Annotated in this window: 16 protein-coding genes and 1 tRNA gene; 7 read left to right on the top strand and 10 right to left on the bottom strand. The window is 72.6% G+C overall.

What is annotated here, in order from left to right; genetic code table 11:
• Window positions 1–21: 21 nt before the first annotated feature.
• The 5 genes from topA to AB0I72_RS09200 form a co-directional block, all read right to left on the bottom strand.
• Window positions 22–2,904, bottom strand: coding sequence for a type I DNA topoisomerase (topA, locus tag AB0I72_RS09220; RefSeq protein ID WP_358564748.1), 2,883 nt, complete (start codon window positions 2,902–2,904; stop codon window positions 22–24).
• Window positions 2,905–3,535: 631 nt separating this feature from the next.
• Window positions 3,536–4,927, bottom strand: coding sequence for a hypothetical protein (locus tag AB0I72_RS09215; RefSeq protein ID WP_358564746.1), 1,392 nt, complete (start codon window positions 4,925–4,927; stop codon window positions 3,536–3,538).
• A gap of 318 nt (window positions 4,928–5,245) precedes the next feature.
• The gene (locus tag AB0I72_RS09210; RefSeq protein ID WP_358564744.1) at window positions 5,246–5,935 is read right to left on the bottom strand and encodes a chaplin; all 690 of its coding nucleotides are present in this window, start codon (window positions 5,933–5,935) and stop codon (window positions 5,246–5,248) included.
• A gap of 152 nt (window positions 5,936–6,087) precedes the next feature.
• Window positions 6,088–7,110, bottom strand: a complete 1,023-nt coding sequence (locus AB0I72_RS09205) for a hypothetical protein (protein WP_358564742.1) — start codon at window positions 7,108–7,110, stop codon at window positions 6,088–6,090.
• 229 nt (window positions 7,111–7,339) lie between these two features.
• Entirely contained in the window at window positions 7,340–8,662 is a 1,323-nt protein-coding gene (locus AB0I72_RS09200; RefSeq protein WP_358564740.1) for a M20/M25/M40 family metallo-hydrolase, read from the bottom strand.
• Between the two features lie 145 nt (window positions 8,663–8,807).
• Between AB0I72_RS09200 and AB0I72_RS09195 the strand changes: the two genes are divergently transcribed.
• Window positions 8,808–8,892: transfer RNA gene (locus tag AB0I72_RS09195), tRNA-Leu, on the top strand.
• A gap of 69 nt (window positions 8,893–8,961) precedes the next feature.
• Here the strand turns inward: AB0I72_RS09195 and AB0I72_RS09190 are convergent.
• From AB0I72_RS09190 to AB0I72_RS09180, 3 genes are all read right to left on the bottom strand, one after another.
• A complete protein-coding gene (locus AB0I72_RS09190; protein WP_358564738.1) occupies window positions 8,962–9,342 on the bottom strand; it encodes a VOC family protein in 381 nt (126 codons plus the stop codon).
• A gap of 201 nt (window positions 9,343–9,543) precedes the next feature.
• Window positions 9,544–10,743 (bottom strand): MFS transporter, encoded by a 1,200-nt coding sequence (locus tag AB0I72_RS09185; protein WP_358564736.1) that lies wholly within the window; start codon window positions 10,741–10,743, stop codon window positions 9,544–9,546.
• Complete coding sequence (locus AB0I72_RS09180) at window positions 10,743–11,735, bottom strand: NAD(P)/FAD-dependent oxidoreductase (RefSeq protein WP_358564734.1); 993 nt, start codon at window positions 11,733–11,735, stop codon at window positions 10,743–10,745. The genes AB0I72_RS09185 and AB0I72_RS09180 overlap by 1 nt, the downstream gene beginning before the upstream one ends.
• 90 nt (window positions 11,736–11,825) lie before the next feature.
• Here AB0I72_RS09180 and AB0I72_RS09175 point away from each other — a divergent pair, with 90 nt between their 5' ends.
• The 5 genes from AB0I72_RS09175 to AB0I72_RS09155 all read left to right on the top strand — a co-directional run bounded on the left by AB0I72_RS09175 (window position 11,826) and on the right by AB0I72_RS09155 (window position 20,071).
• Window positions 11,826–12,404 carry an XRE family transcriptional regulator gene (locus AB0I72_RS09175; protein WP_358564732.1) on the top strand — a complete coding sequence of 193 codons (579 nt, stop codon included), beginning with the start codon at window positions 11,826–11,828 and terminating at the stop codon, window positions 12,402–12,404.
• 893 nt (window positions 12,405–13,297) lie between these two features.
• Entirely contained in the window at window positions 13,298–15,958 is a 2,661-nt protein-coding gene (lanKC, locus tag AB0I72_RS09170) for a class III lanthionine synthetase LanKC (protein ID WP_358564730.1), read from the top strand.
• A 31-nt stretch (window positions 15,959–15,989) separates the two neighbouring features.
• The gene (locus AB0I72_RS09165; protein ID WP_358564728.1) at window positions 15,990–16,112 is read left to right on the top strand and encodes a SapB/AmfS family lanthipeptide; all 123 of its coding nucleotides are present in this window, start codon (window positions 15,990–15,992) and stop codon (window positions 16,110–16,112) included.
• Window positions 16,113–16,430: 318 nt separating this feature from the next.
• Window positions 16,431–18,188 (top strand): ABC transporter ATP-binding protein, encoded by a 1,758-nt coding sequence (locus tag AB0I72_RS09160; RefSeq protein WP_358564726.1) that lies wholly within the window; start codon window positions 16,431–16,433, stop codon window positions 18,186–18,188.
• Window positions 18,185–20,071, top strand: coding sequence for an ABC transporter ATP-binding protein (locus AB0I72_RS09155; RefSeq protein ID WP_358564724.1), 1,887 nt, complete (start codon window positions 18,185–18,187; stop codon window positions 20,069–20,071). The genes AB0I72_RS09160 and AB0I72_RS09155 overlap by 4 nt, the downstream gene beginning before the upstream one ends.
• Window positions 20,072–20,096: 25 nt before the next feature.
• On the opposite strand, the gene AB0I72_RS09150 is transcribed toward AB0I72_RS09155, so the two are convergent.
• Both AB0I72_RS09150 and AB0I72_RS09145 read right to left on the bottom strand, forming a co-directional pair.
• A complete protein-coding gene (locus AB0I72_RS09150) occupies window positions 20,097–21,335 on the bottom strand; it encodes a DUF418 domain-containing protein (RefSeq protein ID WP_358564722.1) in 1,239 nt (412 codons plus the stop codon).
• A 32-nt stretch (window positions 21,336–21,367) separates the two neighbouring features.
• Window positions 21,368–21,973: a TetR family transcriptional regulator C-terminal domain-containing protein gene (locus tag AB0I72_RS09145; RefSeq protein WP_358564720.1), complete on the bottom strand. Its 606-nt coding sequence runs from the start codon at window positions 21,971–21,973 to the stop codon at window positions 21,368–21,370.
• 164 nt (window positions 21,974–22,137) lie between these two features.
• Here AB0I72_RS09145 and AB0I72_RS09140 point away from each other — a divergent pair, with 164 nt between their 5' ends.
• Window positions 22,138–23,142, top strand: a complete 1,005-nt coding sequence (locus AB0I72_RS09140; RefSeq protein WP_358564718.1) for a zinc-binding dehydrogenase — start codon at window positions 22,138–22,140, stop codon at window positions 23,140–23,142.
• Window positions 23,143–23,184 lie beyond the last annotated feature (42 nt).

Below are 23,184 nucleotides of genomic sequence, written 5' to 3'. Positions count from 1 at the left end.
GGCCCAGGTGAGCGGCGCGGTTCAGGACTCGCCGTCGGCGGACTCGCGCGCGGTCGTCCTCGGTGTGCCGGTCTTCTTCGGCGTTCCGGTCTTCTTCGTCGCGGCGGACTTCGCGGCCGCGGTCGAGCGCGTGGTCGACGCCTTCTTCGTCGTCGAGGCCCCCGACCCGCTCGCCGTCTTCCTGGCCGTCGTCGTCTTCTTCGCGGTGGTCTTCTTCGCCGCGGGCTTCTTCTTGGCCGGGGCCTTGGCGCGGCGCTCGGCGAGCAGCTCGGCGGCGCGCTCGTCGGTGATCGACTCGACCTCGTCGCCCTTGCGCAGGGAGGCGTTCACCTCTCCGTCCGTGACGTAGGGGCCGAACCGACCGTCCTTGACCACCATCTTCGCGCCGGAGACCGGGTCCTGCCCCAGCTCGCGCAGGGGCGGCGCGGCGGCCCGGCGCCCGCGCTGCTTGGGCTGGGCGAAGAGCGCCTTGGCCTCCTCCAGGGTGACCGTGAACATCTGCTCCTCGGTCTCCAGGGAGCGACTGTCGGTCCCGCGCTTGAGGTACGGGCCGTACCGGCCGTTCTGCGCCGTGACCTCCTCGCCGTCGAGCTCGCCGACGACGCGGGGCAGCGACAGCAGCCGCAGCGCGTCCTCCAGCGTGACCGAGTCCAGGTCCATCGACTTGAGCAGGGAGCTGGTGCGCGGCTTGACCTTGGCCTTCGCCTTCGCGGCGCCCTTCCCGGCCTCCTCGGCGGGCTCCTCGACGACCTCGGTGACGTAGGGGCCGAACCGCCCGGACTTGGCCACGATCACGCGGCCGGTCTCGGGGTCGGCGCCGAGCTCGCGGTCGCCGCTGGGCTGGGCGAGCAGCTCCTCGGCCTTCTCCTTGGTCAGCTCGTCCGGGGCCAGGTCCTCGGGCACGTTGGCCCGCTCCCCGTCCCGGTCGAGGTAGGGGCCGAAGCGCCCCACCCGCAGGACGATGTCCGTGCCGGGCACCGGGACGGACGAGATCTCCTTGGGGTCGATCTCGGACAGGTGGTCGCCCACCAGCTCCTTGAGCCCGGTCTCCTGCTGCCCCTGCGTGTCCTGGCCGCCGAAGTAGAAGCGGCGCAGCCACGGCAGGCTCTCGGTCTCGCCCCGGGCGATGTCGTCGAGCACGTCCTCCATGCGGGCGGTGAACTCGTAGTCCACCAGGTTCCCGAAGTGCCGCTCCAGCAGCTGGACCACCGCGAAGGCCAGGAAGGACGGCACGAGCGCCGTGCCCTTCTTGAACACGTAGCCGCGGTCCAGGATGGTGCCGATGATCGAGGCGTAGGTGGACGGGCGCCCGATCTCCCGCTCCTCCAACTCCTTGACCAGGGTGGCCTCGGTGTAGCGGGCGGGCGGGCGGGTGCTGTGCCCCTCGGCCTCCAGGGTCTGGGCCTTGAGCGGGTCGCCCTCGGCCATCGCGGGCAGGCGCCGCTCGCGGTCGTCCAGGTCGGCGGCCGGGTCGTCGGAGCCCTCGACGTAGGCCTTGAGGAAGCCGTGGAAGGTGATGATCTTGCCGGTGGCGCTGAACTCGGCGACCTCACCGTTCGCGGAGGTCCCCTCGATCCGCACGGTGACGGACTCGCCGACCGCGTCCTTCATCTGGGAGGCGACGGTGCGCTTCCAGATCAGCTCGTAGAGGCGGAACTCGGGGCCGGCCAGACCGGTCTGCGAGGGGATGCGGAACTCGTCACCCGCCGGGCGGATGGCCTCGTGCGCCTCCTGCGCGTTCTTGACCTTGCTGGCGTACACGCGCGGCTTGTCGGGCACGTGGTCGGCGCCGTACAGGCGCTGGGCCTGGGAGCGCGCGGCGTTCACGGCGCTCTCCGACAGCGTCGTGCTGTCGGTACGCATGTAGGTGATGTACCCGTTCTCGTACAGCCGCTGGGCGACCTGCATGGTCTGCTTCGCGGACAGGCCGAGCTTGCGGGACGCCTCCTGCTGGAGGGTGGTCGTGCGGAACGGCGCGTACGGGGAGCGGCGGTAGGGCTTGCGCTCCACCGACCGGACCGCGAAACCGGCGCCGGTCAACCGCTCGGCGAGCCCGCGCGCGGCCGCCTCGTCCAGGTGGCGGACGCCGCGGTCCGAGCGCAGGACGCCCTGGGAGGTGAAGTCGCGGCCGACGGCGACGCGGGTGCCGTCCACGCTGACCAGGGCCGCGGGGAAGGTGGCGGGTCCCTCGGGGACGCCCGCCTCGGTGGCGTCGAAGACCGCCTTGATGCCCCAGTACTCGGCGGAGGTGAAGGCCATCCGCTCGCGTTCGCGTTCGACCACCAGACGCGTGGCGACCGACTGCACCCGCCCGGCCGACAGCTTGGGCATGACCTTCTTCCACAGCACGGGGGAGACCTCGTAGCCGTAGAGGCGGTCCAGGATGCGGCGCGTCTCCTGGGCGCTGACCAGGCGCGTGTTCAGGTCGCGCGTGTTGCTGGCGGCGCGCTGGATGGCGTCCTTGGTGATCTCGTTGAAGACCATGCGGCGGACGGGGATCTTGGGCTTGAGCTCCTCGCGCAGGTGCCAGGCGATCGCCTCGCCCTCGCGGTCCTCATCCGTCGCGAGGAGGAGTTCGTCGGCCTCCGCCATGAGCTCCTTGAGCTTCTTGACGTGCGACTTCTTGTCGGCGTTGACGACGTAGAGCGGCTCGAAGTCGCCGTCGACGTCCACGCCGAGCCGCGCCCACGGCTGTCCCTTGTACTTGGCGGGGATCTCGGCGGCCTTCGTGGGCAGGTCACGGATGTGGCCGATGCTGGACTCCACGACGTAGCCGCGGCCCAGATAGCCGGCGATGGTCTTCGCCTTGGCGGGCGACTCGACGATGACCAGAGCGGTGCCCGCTCCCCGCCGTCCGTTGTCCTTGGAGCCGTTCTTGCCGGCGCTGCCCTTCGTGGGTGGCACGTGTTCCCCTACGTCTAGCCCTACGTGATCTGTCCGACCGTGGTCCTGCGGTTCCCTGGGAACCGACAGTAACCGAATGCCAGGCCCTCCCCCGTCGATGGGTGAGCGGGCCCTCGGGTCCGGGACCCGTCCCGGTGCCGGGCGCCGAGCTCACAACCACCGGCACCCGCAGAATAAGCGTTACCCGAACCGATGCCGCCCCGTGGCGTCCTCGCTCGGGCGTGGCGACCGTCTCCCACGATCGCCCACCGGCTTCGGGGAGCACCTGGAACTTACCCCCATAGTGACATCGGTCACAGTTGAGATGCGGCGTTCCACGACCACGAGAAAGCGACGAGTCCCCCCGGATATTCCCGGGAGGACTCGGCTCACGTCCTGAGCTGGTGGTCGTCACCCCCACGCTCCCGCAGTCCACCGCGATCCATTACGGAACGGGAGTGCGGAGGCGACTCACCCTTGCCCAGTCGACGTCCACGGCGCGCGTGCGCCGGTCGCGGAACCTTCCCCCGGGCGTGTGCCGCCGTCCGTTGGTGTTCGACGTCTCGCAGTCCACCGCGATCCATTACGGAACGAGACGTCGTCCTCCTCCGGGCGTCGGGCCCAGCGCCCCGGGTCGGAACCCGCTGGGTCGCTACAGGCCCACGCCCGCCACCCCGAGGAGCTGGCCGACCGGGTCGACGGCCGGCATGGCCGACGCCTCGGGCAGCTCGTCGGCGCGCTCGGGAGCGTGCGTCTCGACGGTCTGCGCGGTGGTCTCGCTCAGGTCGTAACCCACGGGCACCATCTGGGAGACGGGCACCTCGGGCAGCTCGTGCAGCACGGGGGCGGCGTCCAGCACACCCGACTGGTGCTCGACCGGGGCGCTCATGTGGCGCACCTCGGAGTTGGTGTCGGTGGCGCTCGCGCCGGCGGTGCCGAGAACGGCCCCGACCGCGTTGCCGGTGATGTTCAGCGGAACGTCGCCGTCGGCCACCAGCTGGTTCCCGCCGAGCAGGGAGCCGTTGCCGGAGGTGGCCACGTCGTTGTCGTCCTCGACGATCGCGTTGGTGTCGGTGGCCGCCGCGCCCGCGACGCCGCCCACGGCGCCGATCGCGTTGCCGGAGAAGTCCACCGGGACCGCCAGGTCGAGGACGGCCTGGTTGCCGCCGAGGACGGAGCCGTTGCCCGAGCTCGCGATGTCCGGCTGCGACATGTGCTCGCGCTCGACGGGCGCGGACTGCCGGAGCACGCCCGCGTCCACGCCGGAGGTGTCGGGCAGCACGTGGACGTTGCGGGCGGCCTCGCCGACCAGGTCCATCGTGCTGACGTCGGCCGGGGCGGCCTGGTAGTAGTAGTAGCCGTCGGCCTCGGAGGCCTGGTGGTAGCCGTCGGCCGGGGCGGCCTGGTAGTAGCGGTCGTCGTGGCCGCCGCCGCGGTGGCCGTCGTGCCGGCCCGCGGTCTCGTGCACGATCGCGTTGGTGTCGGTGGCCGCCGCGCCCGCGACGCCGCCCAGGGCGCCGATCGCGTTGCCGGAGACGTTCACCGGCACGTCCAGGTCGCCCACGAGCTGGTTGCCGCCGAGGATCGAGCCGTTGCCCGAGCTCGCGATGCCCGAACCGCCGTGCCGGCCGTCGCCCTCACGCGCGACGATCGCGTTGGTGTCGGTCGCCTGCGCCCCGGCCATGCCACCCAGCGCGCCGATGGCGTTGCCGGACAGGTTGACCGGGATGTCGCCGTCGACCACGGCCTGGTTACCGCCGAGGATCGAGCCGTTGCCCGAGGTGGCGATGTCGCGGTCGCCCCCGATGACGGCGGCGGTGGAACCGGTGCAGGAGGCGCCGGACACGCCCAGCACCGCCCCGATCGAGTTGCCGCACACGTTCACGGGCACGTCGCCGTCGACGACCAGCTGGTTGCCGCCGGCGATCGAACCGTTGCCGGAGGTGGCGATGTCACCGTCGGCGAACGCCACGCCCGTCCCCAGGGCGACGAAGCCAGCTGCCAGGAGCATGGCCTTCGCTGATGTGCCAGCCCACTTGCTCATGTGGGAAGTCCTTTCGGAAAACGAGTTGAGAAGGTGTCGTGCTTGGGCCACGGGCCGTTCCGCGCCTCTGGGTGGGGCACGGAACCTCGGCCAAGGCCGGGGATCATCCGGTCGGGCGCGCACCTGGGCGGTGCGTGTCTGCCGGGCTTGGAGAGCGCGCCGCGGTCCGTCTCCGCTGGATGCGGACGAACGCGCGCGCTCCGTCGATCAGCTCCGCTCTGGTTGAGCGGCGGCTGACGTGAACCCCGCGACCTCGGCTGCGGCCGGTGCTGCGGGACTCGCGTCAACCCCCGGGCCGGTGTCGGCCCGGGAGGCCGATCAGGCGCGGGCGCGCCGACGGAGGCCGAGGAGGATCAGTCCGGCCCCGGCGGCGGCGGTGGCGAGGGCGGCGGCGACCATCCAGAGCACTCCGGTGCCGTCGCCGCCGGTGACGGCGAGCTGAGGGTTGCCGGAGGTCGGAACGGACGCCTCGTGGCTGGGCGCCCCGACCCGCTCCTGCGGGGGCGCGCTCGCCTCCTCGGACACCTCGCTCCGGTTCTCCTCGGTGGTCGCCGGGGACTCCTCGTCCTCCGGCGTCGGGGAGGGGCTCTCCTCCGGGGTCCCGCCGTCGTCCGGGGTGCCCTCCCTGGGCTCCTCGTCCTCGTCCGGGGTCTCCTCCCTGGGGTTCCCGTCCGGGCTCTCCTCGGGGCGGTCCTCGTCGTCGTAGTAACCGTCGTAGCCGTCGTGCCCCGTGCCGCGGTCGGCCGGCGTCCGCTCGGAGCCGCCGTCCCTCGCGGGCGCACCGCCGACCCCGGCCCCGCCGTCGACGCACTGGGCTCCGGCCGCCCCGAGCACGGCGACCGAGTTGCCGCAGACGTTGACGGGGGCGTCGACGTCGGCCCCGATCTGGTTGCCGCCGCCGATGGATCCGTTGCCGCTGGTCGCGGTGTCGGCGTGGGCGGCCCCGGTGGCGGTGAGGAGTCCGGCGGCCATGAGGGCGAGTATCCGGCTGGATGCTGCGTGGGTCATCGTGTGTCCTTGGGTCAACGAGGAAGTCTTCTGCGGCTCGTGTGACCACGGACGGTGACTCCTGGCTGGATCAGCCAAGGGAGAAGGCGCCCACCGAGACGATGGGGCATCGCGCGCTGGGCGCGCGGACCGGCCGCGGTCGCGAGACGCGGCTAGTCAGGGGAGTAGGAGGGGTCGTCCGCGGCGTCGCGGACGACCAGGGTGGGGTCCCCGGGAAGGGCGACCCGCTGGGCCTGGGGCGCGGTGTGCACGGCCCTGGCCATGAGGAACCCGGCGGCGCCGGGCGTCGGGAAGGACGGCGCGGACGCACCGGTCGCGTCCGTCCCGGCCGAGTGCGGCGCGCCGCCCGCGATGAGGTGGACACGCTCGGCGGACACGTCGTCGCCGCCGGTCTCCGCGTCGGCGCTCGCCGTCGCGGCCGCGGTCCACACGGTCTCGGGCGAGACGACGGGTGCCGCGGTGCCGGGGTCGGCGGCCGGGTCCTCGTCCCGGTCGCGCGCGGCGTCCGGGGCGATGCGCCCGACGCCCTCGGGACCCGTGGCGGGTTCGCCGTCGGCGCCGAGGACCGGCAGGTCGACGGAGACGGTGCGGCGCACGGTGTCGCCGACCCCGCCGCCGGTGGTGTCGGTGAGCCCCTCGGCGACGGTGTCGACCAGTCCGCCCTCGCGCAGGGAGCCGTCGGTGGACTCCACCACGCCACGGCTCGCGCGGGCGACGCCGGAGACGAGGTCCCCGGCGCCGCGCGCGGTGCCGTCGACGGCGCGGGCGGTGTCGCCGACCACACGGTGGGTGGCGGCGCCGGCGGCGGTGTCGTCGAGCGCCTCGGTGACCCCGGTGTCGTCCAGGGCGTGCGCGGGAAGCGCGGCGGCCTGGGGGACGACGGCGTCGGTCAGCGTCGAGGTGGTCGACGCGGCCCGGGCGGCGGCGTTGGTGAGGACGGGCTCACGCGGGCCCGCCGCCCGGCCGGTGTACTCGGCCGTGTCCCCGGCTCCCATGACACGGCTGACCAGCCCGCCGGTCTCGGGAGAGGTGTCCGCGTGGGCGACACCGAACCCCCCGGCCAGCCACGCGACGGCGGCGATGCCGGACAGGAGCAACAGTCGAGCGTAGGCGCCCCGGGTGTCACGGGCAGCGCGGCTGGTCGACACCAGCCACCCTCGTCCCGCGAGCACCATGGATGCCCCCTTGTCTCACTGTCACTGGACGGTCCCGTGCGGCGGATCTACCGCGGTCGCACGGCGGTGTCGGGTTCGCGGCGCACGCTGACGCGTGCGAGGAACCACGACACCGTCGAACTGAAAGCAACCGTAGCATCACGTTGGGTGAACATGGGCGTGATCGGGGGCGACAGCGAGAACTTCTCGGCCGATCTGGGCGGGGAGCACGCCGCATATCCGGACAGGCTCAGCTCAGCCCGACGAACCTGTCGAGTACACGCACACCGAACCGAAGGCCGTCGATCGGGACGCGCTCGTCGACCCCGTGGAACATGCCGGCGAAGTCCAGCTCCGGGGGCAGCCGCAGCGGGGAGAAGCCGTAGTTGCGCACGCCCAGGCGGGAGAAGCTCTTGGCGTCGGTGCCGCCCGACAGGCAGTACGGCACCGCCTTCGCCCCGGGGTCCTCGGCCAGGAGGGACTCCGACATCGCGCTGACCAGGCCGCCGTCGAAGGAGGTCTCGACCGCGGGGAGGTGGTGGATGAACTCGCGGCTGACCTTGGGACCGAGGAGGCGGTCGATCGTCGCGAAGTACTCGTCCTCCGTCCCCGGCAGGAAGCGGCCGTCCACCTGCGCGGTCGCCTCACCGGGGATGACGTTGGCCTTGTAGCCGCCGCCGAGCACCGTGGGGTTGAGGGTGTTGCGCAGGGTGGCGCCGATCATGCGGGCGATCGGACCGAGGCGGGCCACCGTGGCGTCCACGTCGCGTTCGTCGAACGGGATCCCGAACTCCTCGCAGATCTCCTCCAGGAAGGTCCGGACGGTGGGGGTGAGCTGGACGGGGAACTCGTGCTCGCCCAGACGGGCGACGGCCGCGGCCAGTTCGGTGACCGCGTTGTCGGTGTTGACCATCGAACCGTGCCCGGCGGTACCGCGCGCGGTCAGCTTCATCCAGGCGATGCCCTTCTCCGCGGTCTCCACCAGGTAGAGGCGCCGGTCGTCACGCACGGTGAAGGAGAAGCCGCCGACCTCGCTGATCGCGGAGTCGCAGTCGGCGAACAGATCGGGGTGCTCGTTGACGAGGTACTGGGCGCCCCACGTGCCCCCGGCCTCCTCGTCGGCGAGGAAGGCCAGCACGATGTCGCGCGGCGGGCGGCGGCCCTCGCGCAGGCGCTGGCGCAGCATGGCGAGGACCATCGCGTTCATGTTCTTCATGTCGACGGCCCCGCGTCCCCAGACGCAGTCGTCGGCGACCTCCCCGGCGAAGGGGTGGTGGGTCCAGTCGTCGGGCGCCGCGGGGACGACGTCCAGGTGGCCGTGGATGAGCAGCGGGGGCCGACTGGAGTCCTCGCCCGCGATCCGCGCCACGACGTTGCTGCGGCCCGGGTGCTTCTCGTAGATCCGGGACTCGACGCCGACCTCGTCGAGCCTGCCCGCGACGTACTCGGCGGCCTTGCGCTCACCGGGCCCCGAGTGGTCGCCGTAATTGGAGGTGTCGATCTCGATGAGCTCCCTGCACAGGTCGACGACCTCGACCTCCGCCGCGCTCAACGCGTTGTCCGGCTCTGCCATCTCGCAACTCCCGTCCAGCCGCATGGGCTCCTGCGTGTCCCACCGACGATGTCACGCCGACCCCCCGCCCGAAAACTGGTTCGCGGCACTTCAGACCTTTGCTATGGTTGACCTGTCCGGCGCGGGGAGCGCCGAGCACAGCCCAGTCCGGGTGGCGGAATAGGTAGACGCGCTAGCTTGAGGTGCTAGTGTCCGTTAAGGACATGGGGGTTCAAGTCCCCCCTCGGACACTCTTAAAGGTCCTGGTCACAGGGCCTTTTTTCATGCCCGGGTCGCAACCGAGGGTGCCCGGACCCCGATCAGGGGCGGCGGCTCGCCAGGACGCAGAACTCGTTGCCCTCCGGGTCGACGAGGACGACCCAGCTCTCATCGCCCTGGCCGACGTCGACGTGTCGAGCGCCCAGGTCGAGCAGGCGACGGACCTCCGCGTCCTGCTCCCTGTCGGTCGGGTTGACGTCGATGTGGAGCCTGTTCTTGACGGTCTTGCCCTCGGGCACATGCGCGAAGGTCAACGCCGGCGGCACCGGGCCGGAGTCGCCTTCAGGCGCCGTCGGGGGGCCGATCGTGACGATTCCGTCGTCCTCGTCGTGCACCTCGTAGTCGAGGACCGAGCACCAGAACCGGGCGAGACGCCGGGGGTCGGCGCAGTCGATCGCGAGCTCGGTGAACCTACTGGCCATGTGCGGGACCTCCCGGTCGCGTAGCGGTGGTGTCGCGGGGCCGTTCCTCCGTGGACGTCACGGGCACGGTAACAGGAGGGCCGACGGCGCCGCCGCGTTCTCCGCGGCCTGATCCGTGTCCGGTTCCTCGCGGGTTCGTGGCGGGCTCACCGCGTGCCGAAACCGGGGGGACCGAAGCCGTGTCGGCCGCCCCGGTTTCGTTCAGCGGACCCGTCGTGCCCGGTCGAGGAGGATGAGGGGCACAGCGGCCGAGGCGAGAGCGGCCCCGATCAGGGACACCGAGGTGAGAGCGGCCCCCTGTGTGAGCGATGCCGCCGCCAGGACGGGGGTGATGCTGATCCCCAGTTGGAACGCCGACACGGTGGTCGCTCCCGCGAGGGTCGGGGCACTGGCCGCGATCGCGAAGACCCTTCCGTAGACGGCGGGGTTCAGCACGAACGCGGCCGTCCCGATCAGGAACACCGTGGGTACCACCGCCCACACGTGTGGGATCGCGACGACCATGGCGACTGACAGGAAGGCGATCCCCGATGCGCCCGTGAGCAGCGCGAGGTGGGGGCGCCGGTCGGAGACCCGGCCGCCGATGGACAGGCCGATGAAGGCGCCGACTCCGAAGAGCGCGAGGATCGCGGGGATCCAGACCTCGGGGACGGCGGTGATGTCGGCGAGCATGGCCGCCAGGTAGTTGAACGTGATCATGTACGCCGCGGTGGTCAGGATCGTGATCGCGTAGACGCCCCAGAGCATCGGCTCGCGCAGCACGGCGATCTCCCGCGACACGCTCGGCACGGTGGTCGGGTGGGCCCTCGGATCGGCGGCGGGGAGTCCGAGGCGGCAGCCGATCATCCCGGCGACCGTGAGCGCCACCACGGCCCAGAAACCGCCGCGCCAGTCGGTGAAGTGACTGAGCAGCGTGCCCGCGGGACCGCCGGCGACCATCGCCACGCTGAGCCCGCTGACCACGACTCCGGAGGCCCGGGCGTTGCGGTCCGGAGTCACCAGGCTGATCGCCGTCACCGTCGCGACGGCGAAGAAGCCCGCGTACGCGATCCCCGAAACCACCCTGGAGAGCAGCAGGACCTGGTAGTCGCCGAGCAGGCCGACGACGACGCTGGCGGCGAAGACGGCCTGGGTCGTCACCAGCGCGGTGCGGCGGGGCCAGCGCAGACTGAGCACGGCGAACGGCGGCGCGCCAAGCACGACTCCCAGCGCGAACGCGGTGATCAGGAACCCGGCCGAGGAGAGCGTGACGCCCAGGTCGGCGGCGACCGCGGGGAGCACACCGGCCAGCAGGAACTCCGCGTTCCCCATCGCGAACAGGCTGAAGGCCAGCAGGTACACGCCGAGGGGCAGTCGTGCGGAGCGACGGGTCCGGGGCCTGTGCGTGTCGGTGGCGGCCATCAGCCCGCGCCCCCGGCGTCGAGCGAGTCGGCGGCGGACAGATCCCGGTCGAGCAGCCAGCCGGTCATGCCGATCGCGGCGGTCGAGCCCGCGCCCGCGGCGGTGATGACCTGGGCCCGGGGGTTGACCACGTTCCCGGCCGCCCAGACTCCGGGGACGTCCGTGGCGCCCGCGGCGTCGACGGCGACGAGCCCGCTCACCGGGTCCCTGGCCGCGCCCAACGCGGTCAGGATCGCGTCATGGGGCACGGGGCGGGGCGCCACGAAGACGGCCGCGCACGCGACCGCCTCGCCGTCGCCGAGTTCGACCGTGACCGCGTCCGCGCTCTCGGTGTCGGTGTTCGTCACGACCCGCGTCACGTCCGCGTCGACCAGGCGCACGCCGTACGCGGTGAGGCGCCGCCGCTCGGCGGGGTCCACCTCGACGCCGTTGACGCAGAACACGACCGACGGACTGTAGCGGCGCATCAGCGCGGCGAGATGTCTCGACACCGCGCCCATCGCGCTGCCGATCACGGCGATGCTCCGGCCCCGCACCTCGTAGCCGTGGCAGTGGGGGCAGTGGTGCACTGTTGACGCCCACCGCTCGGCCAGGCCGGGGATGTCCGGCAGTTCGTCGGTCATCCCGGCGGCGACCAGCACCGACCGCGCGCGCAGGGCACGGCCGTCGCCGAGCCGCAGCCCGAACGTTCCGTCCGACGCGCGCCACGCGTCGACCACCGACGCCCGCACGTGTCTCCCGCCGTAGCGGATCAGTTCGTCGCGCCCGGTCGCGAGGAACTCCCCCGGCGCCATGCCGTCGCGGGTCAGGTACCCGTGCATGTGGCCGGCGGGCCCGTTCCGGGGTGCACCGCCGTCGACCACCAGGGTCGCGAACCGTGCCCTCGCGAGCACGACCCCGGCTGACAGTCCGGCGGCCCCACCGCCGACGATGACCGTGTCCCACAGCGTTCCTGACACCGACTGGTCAGTTGGACTCGTCGTCGCGTCCATACCGATCACCTCCGCCCTCAGGGTCGGGGGATCCACTGGTATCAGCAAGAATCCTTGCCGGAACCGGGACACATGGGCAGACTGCACCCCATGGAAGAGCAACCGACAGTCAGTGCGGTGATCGAGCAGATCGCTCCTCGCCTGCGGCGGGCGCGCGAGAAGAAGGGTGTCAGTCTGGCCGCTCTCGCGCGGGCGACCGGCATCTCGACCAGCACGCTCTCCCGACTGGAGTCAGCGCAGCGCAAGCCGAGCCTCGAACTCCTTCTGCCGATCACCGCGGCGCTCGGCATCGCCCTGGACGAGATCGTCTCCGCGCCCCGGGTTCTCGATCCGCGCGTGCCGCAGCAGCCCACCAGTCGGGGCGGCCGGGTCCTGATCCCGCTGTCCCGGCAGCAGGGAGAACCGCGCGCCTACAAGATGACCATCCCCGCACACGACGAGGAGCCCCATCTACGGACCCACACCGGCTACGAATGGCTCTACGTGCTCCGCGGGAGGCTCCGGGTGAAGCTGGGCGACCAGGACTTCATCATGGGAGCGGGCGAAGCGGCCGAGTTCGACTGCCAGGTCCCGCACTGGTTCGGCGCCGCCGGACGCGGCAGCGTCGAGGTGCTCAGCCTCTTCGGCAAGCAGGGCGAGCGCATCCACCTCCGCACCCCGCGACGCTGACGGGGACCACCCGCGCCGAGCCGCGGGGCCCGGTCTGGCGGCGGGCTCGGCTGGCCGGGGGCGGGTGGCGGTCCCCCACCCCCGGAGGAGATCGGCGACGCGCAAAAACACATCCCTTCCCCGCGGTTCTCACGGACAATCCATTCGGCGACGAGAAATGTCCTCGACGGCACTCGTCCGCAACGAAGGAGAAGTCTTCCCACCCGTGCCTCCGACACCGCCACGGAGGCACGGAAGGATCGCCTCGCTTGACGAAGCGAACGATTCATGTCGCATTCGGCGCGGAAAATCGAACAGACGCTCGCCCGACAAGCACGGCCAGCTCCGAGGAAGGGGATCCCTTCACCCGGGGATCCACCGATCACGGATTTCCCGACCGGGCCCGGAGCCCCTGGAGTGCCCCACGGCTCCCAGCGCTCCCGGAGGGTCACGACGTTTACCGCGAACAGCCCGCGGAGCCCCCGCCGCGGCCTCCGCGGATACTCGCATCACCCAGATTTCCCTGGTCACAGCTGTACACAGACTTCGCGAAGCTCTCTAAATACGCAGTCACCGACAAAATTCGGGTATCAGAAAAACCACCACATCAAGGACTTCATACCGCCGCCAGCCTGCCATTATTCGTTGTCACGATGAACGCCGACACCACCGATCCGGTGGGCGCCGGCGAGGCCGCGGACGCGCCGCCCGGGGGACACGTCGCCCCTGAATCCACTGGCCGAAGGGCGAATGCGCTGGGAGGACACGGGAAGGGCCCGACCCCGGACCCGCCATAAGTTAATCGCCGGTATTCAATTGGCCGAAAAAAGTGGATGTAAAGGTATGGACTCTGGGTTGTCCCCTATGTCAGCATCTGGAATGTCGCTGACCGAGACGACCGCGAGGGAGTGCGTGTGATCAAGGGGTACGGTTTGTACTGCGACATCGACCGCTACTTCTACGACGCTCCCCACCGTCTCTGGTCGGGCTCCGACACCTCCGAGGCGGGCGGCGAACGCGGCCGGACCTTCGAGGCGGCCGGGCGGCAGGTGCCCGAGGGGTGGCGGAGCCGCCGCGTCGGTGACTGGTTGGCGCTGCACCCCGTGGAGCACCGCCTGCCCGACCAGGGGTGGAAGATCCATGTCTCCGCCTGTCTGGACAACGCGGAGTCGATCCTGGCCCGGGTCTGGGACTTCTGCGTGGCACGGGGCGTCTCCTTCAAGTTCGTCCCCACCCGGCATCTGCTGCTCAACCGCAACGCCAAGTACGCCGACCGCGGCGGGAGCGGGAAGTTCATCACCGTCTACCCCGCCGACGACGGTGAGTGCGCCTCGCTCGCCGCCGGCCTGGACGCGCTGGTGGGCGGTGAACCCGGCCCGTACATCCTCAGTGACGTGCGCTGGAACGAGGGCCCGGTGTACCTGCGCTACGGAAGCTTCGCCAGGCGGCACTGCTACGACGAACACGGCGAGCTGGTTCCGGCCCTGGAGGACGCCGACGGCGTACTCGTTCCCGACCGGCGCGGCCCCGTCTTCCAGACGCCGGAGTGGGTGACCGCCCCCGACTTCCTCCGCCCGCACCTGGAGGCGCGCGCCGCCGTCGACGTCACCGGGCTGCCGTACGAGATCGAGCGAGCCCTGCACTTCTCCAACGGCGGCGGCGTCTACGCCGGACGGGACCGGCGCACCGGTGAGCCCGTGGTGCTCAAGGAGGCCCGGCCACACGCCGGACTGGCCGCCGACGGCGCCGACGCGGTCCGGCGCCTGGAACGGGAGCGCACCGCCCTGGAACGGCTCTCCGGGCTGGCCTGCACCCCCGAGGTCAAGGACTCCCTCACCCTCGGCGACCACCACTTCCTGGTGATGGAGTACATCGACGGCAAGCCGCTGAACTCCTTCTTCGCCCGCCGTCACCCACTCATCGAGGCCGAACCCGCTCCGGAGAAGCTGCGAGCGTACAGCCAGTGGGCGATGCGGCTGCACGGCCTGGTGGAGAAGGCGGTGGAGTCCGTGCACGCGCGCGGCGTCGTCTTCAACGACCTGCACCTGTTCAACATCATGGTCTCCGAGGACGAGTCCTCGGTGGTGCTGCTGGACTTCGAGTCCGCGCACGGCGTCGACGAGGACGGTCGCCAGACGGTCGCCAACCCGGGGTTCGTCGCCCCGCGCGAGCGCCGGGGCTTCGACGTGGACCTGTACGCGCTGGCGTGCCTGCGCCTCGCCTTCTTCCTCCCCCTGACCAATCTGCTCGCGATCGACCGGAACAAGGCCCGGCACCTGGCCGACGAGGCGGCGCGCGTGTTCCCCGAGGCTCGGGAGTTCCTGGAGCTCGGCGTGGCGGAGATCCTGCGCGACCCGGACGGCGGACGACGCGGAACCGCGTCCTCGGCGGGGGCGGGCGCGGCGGTCACCGGTGTCCGCGACACCTACCCTCCCGCCGAGCCGGCGGACTGGCCGCGCAGCCGGGACTCGATGGTCCGCGCCATCCTCGCCTCGGCCACCCCCGACCGGGACGACCGCTACTTTCCCGGCGACATCGCCCAGTTCACGACGGCGGTCGGCGGTCTCTCCTTCGGATACGGCGCGGCCGGAGTGCTCTACGCCCTCGCCGAGAGCGGCGCCGCACGGTGCCCCGACGCCGAGGAATGGCTGCTGCGGCACAGCAAGGAGCCCGTGTCAGGAACGCCGCTGGGCTTCTTCGACGGACTCGCGGGCCTGTCCTGGACCCTGAACCACCTCGGTCACGAGGCCCCCTCCCTGGCACTGGCCGAGCTGGTCCTGGCGCAGCCGTGGGAGGGGCTCGGCCCCGGACTGCACGGTGGGACGGCCGGAATCGGCCTGGCCCTGGACTCCCTGGCCGCCGACACCGGTGAGACGGAACTGCGCTCGGGCGCGCTGCGCTGCGCGGAGTTGGCCGTACACGGATTCCTGGACGCCCCGCCCGAACGGCGCCGCGCCGGACTGCTCCACGGGGGCTCGGGTGTGGCCCTGCTCTGCCTGCGCCTGCACGAGCGGACCGGCGACACGGCGCTGCTCGACCTGGCCAGGCGGGCACTCCAGGCCGACCTGGACCGCTGCGTCACCGGCGCCTTCGGCACACTCCAGGTGGACGAGGGGTGGCGGACCATGCCCTATCTCGGCGCGGGCAGCGTCGGGGTCGGGGTCGTACTCGACGACTACCTGGAACATCGCCCCGACGAGGTGTTCGAGCGGGCCCGACCGCAGATCGTCCGAGCCGCGCAGGCGAGTTTCTTCGCCCAGCCCGGCCTCTTCCGAGGGCTGGCCGGCATGGTCCTCCATCTGAGCCGGACGACGACCCCCGCGCCCGCCACCGGGCCCGAGGCCGTGCTCCGCCAGATCGACGCCCTGTCCCGGTACGCCGTGCGCTACCAGGACCACCTGGCCTTCCCCGGAGAGCAGATGATGCGGCTCTCCATGGACCTTTCCACGGGCACCGCGGGCTGTCTCCTCGCGCTCGCCGCGGCGCAGCGCGAACAGCCCGCCCAGCTGCCCTTCCTCCCTCCGCCGCGGCGGACCCAGAACCGGCCACTGCCATGGTCCGGAACAAAGGAATGAAACCGAGTCACCAAGAGAAAGGGTAACAGTCATGAACCTGTTCGACCTGCAGTCCCTCGAGACCGCCAAGGACGAAGCCCACGGCGAGGCCGCGGGCAGCGTCGCCAGCCTCACGCTGTGCGGCGACAGCAGCCTGAGCCTCACCACTTGCTAGGGCGCGTGTGGTGGATGCTGCCCGTCGCGAGCGGCGCATCCAGTGCGGCTATCGCAAGGCCGAAGAAGGAGTCAGCCCGGGTTGGCTGTCGACTGATGAGAACGCAGCGAGAGTTGTGCTGGGGCGACGTGTAGCAGGGCAAGTGTCCGCCATACACGCCCTGGGCGCGCGCCGCGGTTGAGCGCGGCGCGACCCCGCCGTGGGGCCGGGATCCCGGTCCCACGGCGTCGGGTCCGGTGCACGGGCCCTCCCCTTCGGTCCGGCGGCGCCCATGGGCGTCGCCGGACTCCGCCACGAGCCATGCAGGAAGGCGACCGGATGGCGTCCACCCGCCCGCGTGACGGTACGACCGACCACGGCGCCGCACGGTCCGCGGACGCCCTGCTCGCCCGCGTCACCCGGGCGAGCGCCGGACGCACCGTGGGGATCCTGATCTGCGCGGCCGCCGCGGCGGCCGCCTCGCTCGCCCTGCCGGCCGTACTCGGGCGCGCCCTCGACCTACTCCTGAACGGCCACCCCGACGCCGGACGCGTCATGGCCGCGGCCGTGGCCCTGACCGCCGCCGAGGTCGCGCTGGACGCGGCCGTCGCCCTGCTGACGGGAACGGTCGGCGCCCGGTCCACCGCGTGGCTGCGCCTGCGGACGGTCCGGCGGCTGTTGGCCGCCGCGCCCCACAGCGTGAGCCGGTTCTCCCCCGGGGACGTGGCGACCCGGCTCTCGGCGCAGGCCACGGAGGCCGGCGCCGCCCCGGCCGGGGCGGCCCAGATCATCGCGGCGGTCCTGGCCCCCACCGGGGCCCTGGTCGCGCTGTTCCTGATCGACCCGTGGACGGGCCTGGCCTTCGTCCTGGGCCTTCCCCTCCTGGTCCTGCTGCTGCGATCCTTCGCGCGCCACTCCTCCGACAGCGTGTCCCGGTACCAGCGGACGCAGTCCGTGATCGCGACGCGGCTGACCGACGCCCTGGGCGGCGCGCGCGCCATCGCCGCCGCCGGGACGGTGGACGAGGAACGCGCCCGCGTGCTGCGCCCGCTGGACGAACTCGGCGTCGCGGGACGGAGGATGTGGTCGGTGCACGGCTCCGCGATGGCGCGCAGTGCGGTACTCATGCCCCTGCTCATCACCGCCGTGCTCGCGGTGGGGGGGCTCGGTCTGGCGGACGGGCGGATCAGCGTCGGCGATCTGCTGGCGGTGTCCCGGTACGCCGCGCTGGCGGCTGGGTTGGGGGCGGTCGCCGGTCCGCTCGGGGCACTGGTCCGCGGTCGGACGGCGGCGCGACGGGTGAACGAACTCCTGGCGGTCCCCCCGCTGACCCACGGGCGGGAGGACCTCCCTCCGGACGGCCCCGGAGCACTGGAGCTGAGCGGGGTCGGGGTGAAACGGGACGGCGTGTGGGTGCTGCGCGACGTCGACCTGCGCGTGCCCGGTGGTCGGACGGTGGCCGTCGTGGGACGCTCGGGTTCCGGCAAGTCGACGCTGGGAGCCGTCGCCGGACGGCTCACCGCCCCCGACGAGGGCGAGGTCCGCCTGGACGGCGTACCGCTCGACGCCGTGGCGGCCGACGTGCTCCGCCGCGAGGTGGGATACGCGTTCGAGCGCCCGTCGCTCCAGGGCGTCACCGTCGAGGACGCGATCGCGGCCGGGGTCGAGACCGTTCCGGGCGAGCGGGTACGGTCGGCCGCCCGGGCGGCCGGGGCGGACGGTTTCGTCCGGGCACTGCCCCGGGGGTACGGAACACCTCTGGACGAGGCGCCGCTCTCCGGTGGAGAACTGCAACGTGTGGGGCTGGCGCGGGCGTTCGCCCACGCGGGCCGCCTGATGATCCTGGACGACGCCACCTCCAGTCTCGACACCGCGACCGAACGCCAGGTGGACCGGGCGCTGGCCCGTGAGGTCCGCCCCGGCACCCGCGTCGTCATCGCGCACCGGCTCTCCACGGCGACGCGCGCGGACCTGGTGGTGTGGTTGGACGGCGGCCGTGTCCGGGCGGTCCGCACGCACGACGAACTGTGGCGCGACCCCGACTACCGCGCGGTCTTCGGGCATACCGACCCCGCCGACGGCCGGGGGGACCGGTGAGGCCGGGGGCGGCGGTGGAGGCGGCCGGAGAGGTCGCGGCTGCGGGCGCACGCCCGCCGCTTCCTGGACACGGCCGCCCTCCGACGCGCGATCCGGTCCCGCGACGACGGTCCGGACACCGTCGGGGCGCGCTGCGCCGACTGAGGCCGCACGCCCTCGGCTTCCTGTGGCGGCACAGGGGGGCACTGCTGCGGCTCTCCGCCTGGTCGCTGCTGGAGTCCGCGCAGACCTTCCTCCTCGGGATCTGTCTGGCGCGCTCCCTCGACCAGGGGTTCCTGGCGGACCGACCCACCGTGGGACTGGTCTGGCTGGCCGTGGCCGCCGGTTCGATCCTCCTCGCCGGACCGGCCCTGCGCGGTGTGTTCGGCCAGCTCTCCGAACTGGTGGAACCGCTGCGCGACGGGCTGGTGCGACGCACCGTCGGGCAGGCCCTGCGCCGCGCCGTGGCCGATCCGGCGCGTGCGGCGCGGGTCGAGCGCACCGGGGTCTCGCGGCTCACCCAGCAGACGGAGATCGCCCGGGACAGCTTCGCCGGGCTGGTCCTGACCGTGCGGTCCTTCCTGTTCACCGCGGTGGGGGCGCTCGCGGGGATGCTCACCCTCGCCCCCGAGCTGCTGCTGGTCGTGGTGCCGCCGATGCTGCTCGGACTGGTGCTCTTCCTTCTCACGCTCGCCCCCATGGCGGCGGCGCAACGCCGGTTCCTCGACGCCGACGAGGCGTTCACCGGCCGCGCGGGAGCGCTGAGGGACGGACTGCGCGACCTGTCGGCCTGCGGGACGACCGGCGCGGCGGTCGACGACGCCCGGGGGCTGATCGACGAGGCCGCCGCGTCGACGCGGTCGCTGGCCCGATGGACCGCCGCGAGAACGGTGGCGCTCGGCGTGGCCGGGCAGCTGCCCGTCGTCCTGCTGCTCGTCGCCACTCCGTGGCTGCGCGACCAGGGCGTCACCACGGGGGCGCTGATGGGCGCCCTGGCCTATCTCGTGCAGTCCCTGCTGCCGGCGCTCCAGACGATGATGACCGCGGTGGGGGCGGCGGGCAGCCGCCTCGTGGTGGTCCTCGACCGGTTCGTGTCCTCGGAGGCGGACGGCCCCGACGAGGGCGGGCCTCGGACCGCGGAGGTCGGCGCCCGTGGATCGCGCACCCCGCCCGACCCGGGTCCGGGTCCCGCACCGGCGGTGTGGTGCGGCGGCGTGCGGGTGTCCCACGGAGTCGGGACGCGACCCCTGGTGGAGGGGTTCGACCTCACGGTCGAGGCCGGGGAGCACATCGCGGTCGTCGGCCCGAGCGGGATCGGCAAGTCGACGCTGGCCCACGTGCTGTCCGGGCTGCACACTCCCGACGAGGGCGGCGTCCGGCTGGCCGGCGAGCCGGTCGCCGGACGTTCTCCTCAGGAACTGGCCCGGATGCGGGTGCTCCTCCCCCAACAGGGCTACGTCTTCGCGGGATCGCTCCGGGAGAACCTCGCCCAGTTGGAGCCCGGCGCCGACGACGACCGCATCGCCCGGGCCGTCGCGGCTCTGCGCCTGGAGCCGTTGGTGGACCGCCTCGGCGGTCTGGACGCCGCCGTGGATCCCGGAACGCTCTCCGCCGGGGAGCGGCAGGCGCTCTGCCTGGTCCGGGCCCATGTGTCCCCGGCGCCGCTGCTCATCCTGGACGAGTCGACCTGCCACCTGGACCCGGCCGCCGAGGCGCACGCGGAGGAGGTGCTGGCGCACCGGCCGGGCACGACGTTGATCGTCATCGCGCACCGGCTGTCGTCAGCGCTGCGCGCCGACCGGATCCTCGTGCTGGACGGCGCCGGCACCGCGTTCGGCACGCACACCTCACTCCTGCGCGATTCGCCGCTCTACCGGGACCTGGCGGGACACTGGCGGGGGTGAGGCACGGGGCCCCGAGGCGCACCCCTCACGCGACCGGCGCGCGGTGGTTTCCGGGCGCCCTGGACAGCACCGCCTTCTGCAACGCCTCCAGGGGCCCGGCGCGGAACCGCCGCAGCCACAGCGTCGACCACACCAGCAGCAGGCCGGACACCGCGGCCCACAGACCCATGACCCACCAGGGGCCGTGGGCCTCGAAGCGCGCGGCCAGCCCCAGCCCGAACCCGTAGCACACGAGCACGCAGATCAGGTTCTGCGTCACGTAGCCGGACATCGCCATCCGCCCCAGGGAGGCGAACGCCCCGACGACCGGCCCGGTGACGCTCACCCGGTCCAGCAGCCACCCGACGACGCCGACGTACCCCAGCGCCACGACCGGGGCCGCCACGTACCGGTCCACCAGGAACAGGTCCGGCCCGGCGAGCGACGTGGCGACGTTCAGCGGCACGCCCACACCGATCCCCCACACGAGCATGCGGGAGCGGATGCGGCGGCCCGTGGCGTCGGCGCCGAAGGCTCCCGCGCGGAACAGCCGCACGCCCAACAGGAACATGAACACCATCAGGGCGAAGGTGACGATCGGCTCCAGCCGCAGCAGGAACGCGTGGTCGAGCCGGAAGGCCACCTGGTCGAGCCAGCCGCCCTCGGCGTACAGCGCCGCCACGTCGTCGGGGACGCCGGTGTCCTCCGGCGGCGTGTCGGCCAGCATGGCGGCGGTCACCAGGGCGACGAACGCCAGGTGGAGCGAGAGGGCCGTCCACATCACGGCGCCGCGGACCCGCTCGGACCGGGCGAGCAGCCAGGCGACCACCAGAGACACGACGGCGTACCCCATGAGCACGTCCGCCGCGAAGACGAGGGTGAAGTGGATCAGGCCCTCGGTGAACAGGAACAGCGCGCGCCAGGTGTAGGGGCCCGGCCACCGGCCGCCGCGCCTGGCCGCCGACCGGAACTGGATGGCCAGGCCGACCCCGAACAGCAGGGTGAGCATGGACAGGAACTTGCCGTTGGTGACCAGCAGGAACACGCCCTGGGCCAGCCCGGCGGCCGACGGTTCGGCCAGGAAGGCGCCCAGGGGGCTGAGCATGTCGGTCTCGTAGAGCATGACGCCCTCGCCGCCGCGCGCGGTGAAGAGCCACACGTTGGTGCCGAGGGTGCCCAGGATCGCGATGCCGCGCAGGACGTCGAGCAAGGGGAGCCGCGCGCCCGGCCGCTGGCCCCCTCCGGTCGGTTCGGTCGTTCGGGTCGGTTGGTCGGAGCGGGTCATGGGGACCGCCTTCGTGGTGCTCGAACGGATGGCTACGGACTCCCAGGGGCAGTGCGGAGCCGGTCGAGGTAGGTGCGGAGGGACCCTCGGATCTCCTCCTCCGGGAACTCCCGGGCGGTGACGAGGTGGTGCAGGGTCAGGCCGTCCACGAAGGCGACGAGCCGGGTGGCCTCGCCGCGCGGGTCGGTCCCCTCCGGGAGGTCCCCGTCGCGCACGGCGTCCTCGAACCCGTGCGTGATCGCGTCGACGAGGGCCCGGGTGGTGTCCTGGTGCAGGCGCGCCATCTCGGGGTCGGTCAGGGTCGTGGGCAGGAACTCCAGCCAGACGGTCAGCTCCAGGCGGCGCTCGTCGTCCAGCGGCAGGAGGGTCTCGGTGAAGCGGTACAGCCGGTCGTGGAAGGTGCCGCCGGTGTCGATCGCGTGGAAGCGTTCCTCCGCGCGCCGGTACATGTGCTCCACGCCGAACCGCAGGAGGTCGGACTTGGCACGGAAGTAGCGCTGCACCAGCCCCACCGAGACGCCCGCCTCGTCGGCGACGTCGGCGAGCGTCGTCCTGGCCAGTCCGCGCTCGGCCACCGTGCGCATGAGCGCCTCGGCGACCTGCCGCCGTCGTGCCTCGTGATCCGCCGTCCGTGCCATGAGAAAAATATTAGCGACATATTTTTACTTGTGCCACCTCGACCCGCCCCCGGGAGAACCCCGGGATTCCCCGCCCTTGACCTCAACAATTGTTGAGGTAGGAAGCTGGGTCCCACGCACCGCGGGAAGCGGTGACGAGGATTCGATCGTGAGGAGCGATGGCCATGCGCGCGGTTCGCGTCAAGGATTTCGGCGGTCCCGAGGTACTGGTGGCCGAGGAGGTTCCCGACCCCGTCGCGGGTCCCGGCGAGGTCGTGGTCGACGTGGCCGCCGCCGACGTCCTCTTCCTCGACACCCTGATCCGCTCGGGCTGGGGTCAGGACTTCTTCCCGGTCCCCCGCCCCTACACCCCGGGCACGGGGGTGGGCGGGACCGTGTCCTCCGTCGGGGAGGGCGTCGATCCCGCGTGGATCGGGACCCGGGTCATCGCGGAGACGGGCCGCGCCGACGCCGAGGGCGGGCGCACCAGCCCGACGGACGGGTACGCCGAGCGGGCGGCGGTGCCCGAGGAACGCCTCATCCGGATTCCCGAGGGCCTCGACACCATCCACGCCCTGGCCCTGCTGCACGACGGCGCGACGGCCAAGCTGCTGGAGCGGGCCGCGCGGTTCGAGGCCGGCACCTGGGTCCTCGTCGCGGCGGCCGCCGGTGGCGCGGGCAGCCTGGCCGTCCAGCTGGCCCGTGCCGCGGGGGCGCACGTGATCGGCGCGGCCCGGGGCGAGGCCAAGCTCGACCTCGTGCGCTCCCTGGGCGTGGAGGCGGCCGTCGACTACGCCAAGCCCGGCTGGGTCGAGGAGGTGCGCGCCCTCACCGGCGGCGCGGGGGCGCGCGTGGTCCTGGACGGAGCTGGCGGACCCCTGGGCGAGGAGGCCTTCGGCGCCGTCGCCGACGGGGGCCACTTCATCAGCTACGGGACCGCGGCGGGCGCGTTCGCCGAGGTCGACGAGGAGGAGGCCGAGCGCCGCGGGGTGCGGGTCACCGGGCTGCTCGACCTGGAGGCCGGTTCGCCGTCGGCCAAGCGCGACCTGACCCGCCGTGTCATGGAGCTGGCCGTCGAGGGGCGCGTCGCCCCGCGGATCGGGGCCACCCTCCCCCTGGAGCGGGCGGCCGAGGCGCACACCGGGCTGGAGGAGCGCACCACCGTCGGGAAGTCGGTCCTGGTGCCCTGACGCGCGCACGGAGGCGCGCGGTCGCGGCGTGATCCTCGGCCG

Source organism: Nocardiopsis sp. NPDC049922 (assembly GCF_040660275.1).
Classification (GTDB): Bacteria; Actinomycetota; Actinomycetes; order Streptosporangiales; family Streptosporangiaceae; genus Nocardiopsis.
This window is presented reverse-complemented; position numbering and strand designations above follow the sequence as displayed.

What these genes read in the sequence shown, in the direction of transcription:
- AB0I72_RS09215 (WP_358564746.1), bottom strand. Translation starts at nt 4,927, where the DNA reads ATGAGCAAGTGGGCTGGCACATCAGCGAAGGCCATGCTCCTGGCAGCT.
- AB0I72_RS09210 (WP_358564744.1), bottom strand. Translation starts at nt 5,935, where the DNA reads ATGACCCACGCAGCATCCAGCCGGATACTCGCCCTCATGGCCGCCGGA.
- AB0I72_RS09205 (WP_358564742.1), bottom strand. Translation starts at nt 7,110, where the DNA reads ATGGTGCTCGCGGGACGAGGGTGGCTGGTGTCGACCAGCCGCGCTGCC.
- AB0I72_RS09200 (WP_358564740.1), bottom strand. Translation starts at nt 8,662, where the DNA reads ATGGCAGAGCCGGACAACGCGTTGAGCGCGGCGGAGGTCGAGGTCGTC.
- AB0I72_RS09190 (WP_358564738.1), bottom strand. Translation starts at nt 9,342, where the DNA reads ATGGCCAGTAGGTTCACCGAGCTCGCGATCGACTGCGCCGACCCCCGG.
- AB0I72_RS09185 (WP_358564736.1), bottom strand. Translation starts at nt 10,743, where the DNA reads ATGGCCGCCACCGACACGCACAGGCCCCGGACCCGTCGCTCCGCACGA.
- AB0I72_RS09180 (WP_358564734.1), bottom strand. Translation starts at nt 11,735, where the DNA reads ATGGACGCGACGACGAGTCCAACTGACCAGTCGGTGTCAGGAACGCTG.
- AB0I72_RS09175 (WP_358564732.1), top strand. Translation starts at nt 11,826, where the DNA reads ATGGAAGAGCAACCGACAGTCAGTGCGGTGATCGAGCAGATCGCTCCT.
- AB0I72_RS09165 (WP_358564728.1), top strand. Translation starts at nt 15,990, where the DNA reads ATGAACCTGTTCGACCTGCAGTCCCTCGAGACCGCCAAGGACGAAGCC.
- AB0I72_RS09160 (WP_358564726.1), top strand. Translation starts at nt 16,431, where the DNA reads ATGGCGTCCACCCGCCCGCGTGACGGTACGACCGACCACGGCGCCGCA.
- AB0I72_RS09150 (WP_358564722.1), bottom strand. Translation starts at nt 21,335, where the DNA reads ATGACCCGCTCCGACCAACCGACCCGAACGACCGAACCGACCGGAGGG.
- AB0I72_RS09145 (WP_358564720.1), bottom strand. Translation starts at nt 21,973, where the DNA reads ATGGCACGGACGGCGGATCACGAGGCACGACGGCGGCAGGTCGCCGAG.
- AB0I72_RS09140 (WP_358564718.1), top strand. Translation starts at nt 22,138, where the DNA reads ATGCGCGCGGTTCGCGTCAAGGATTTCGGCGGTCCCGAGGTACTGGTG.